At 39.5% G+C, this 717-nt stretch carries 1 protein-coding gene; it reads right to left on the bottom strand.

Annotated elements, in window-relative coordinates; all coding sequences use genetic code 11:
- The coding region (locus tag GMD4S_RS12485; protein WP_000709218.1) for a ferrochelatase at positions 1–640 on the bottom strand (640 nt) is incomplete at its 3' end.
- Positions 641–717 lie beyond the last annotated feature (77 nt).

The raw sequence follows: 717 nt of genomic DNA, 5'->3' as shown, positions 1-717 counted from the left end.
TATCGCTTTCGCTCTGCCAAGTATTGGTATACTGGTCGGCTGTTAGGCCGAGTTGTTCAGCAATGAGCTTGCTATTATCGAAAATCTGATCGATATAAGGATCTCCATAATCCAAGGCAAAAATGGGAACACTGTGAGCTGAAAAGATTACCTTGAAAGATTCTTCTCCCACATGGTTTCGTAAAATTTTTTCAATCTCATCTGTCCAGAAGTCCAGCAAAGGCTGTTGTTGATACCAGTCCTTAATTACTAAAAATCGGATCTGCTGACTTTCCAAAAACTTTTCATACCCCATCACCGAGTAAAAGGAATAATGAGGTTCCAAAATCAAACAAATACATTCTTCAATACCATCAGACTCCATCTGCTTGATCACATCAGGGATAAAGGGCCGAGAAAACTTATTGGCAAAGTAGATACCGTACTCCTCGCCTAAACGTTCCTTGACTAAATCAACCTCCTCACGTGTAATCCGCTGCAAGGGCGTCCCACCGATAAGGACATAGTTGTCATAGAGAGTCTGAATCTCGTGGTCTTGGGGTCTAACACCACGACGAATATTTGTAAAAAATTCTGCTACTCCTTCAAAACTAATCTCCTCTGGAGATCCAAAGGTCATCATTAATATAGCTTTTTTCATGTTATCATCCTTATGATATTATTTTCACTATCTATTCTATCATGAAAGAAAAAAATAGTAAACGCTTCCGACGTCTA

The sequence above is a fragment of the Streptococcus sp. GMD4S genome (assembly GCF_000296955.1).
The sequence above is the reverse complement of the archived record's forward strand: the minus strand, read 5'-3'. Positions and strand labels throughout refer to the sequence as shown.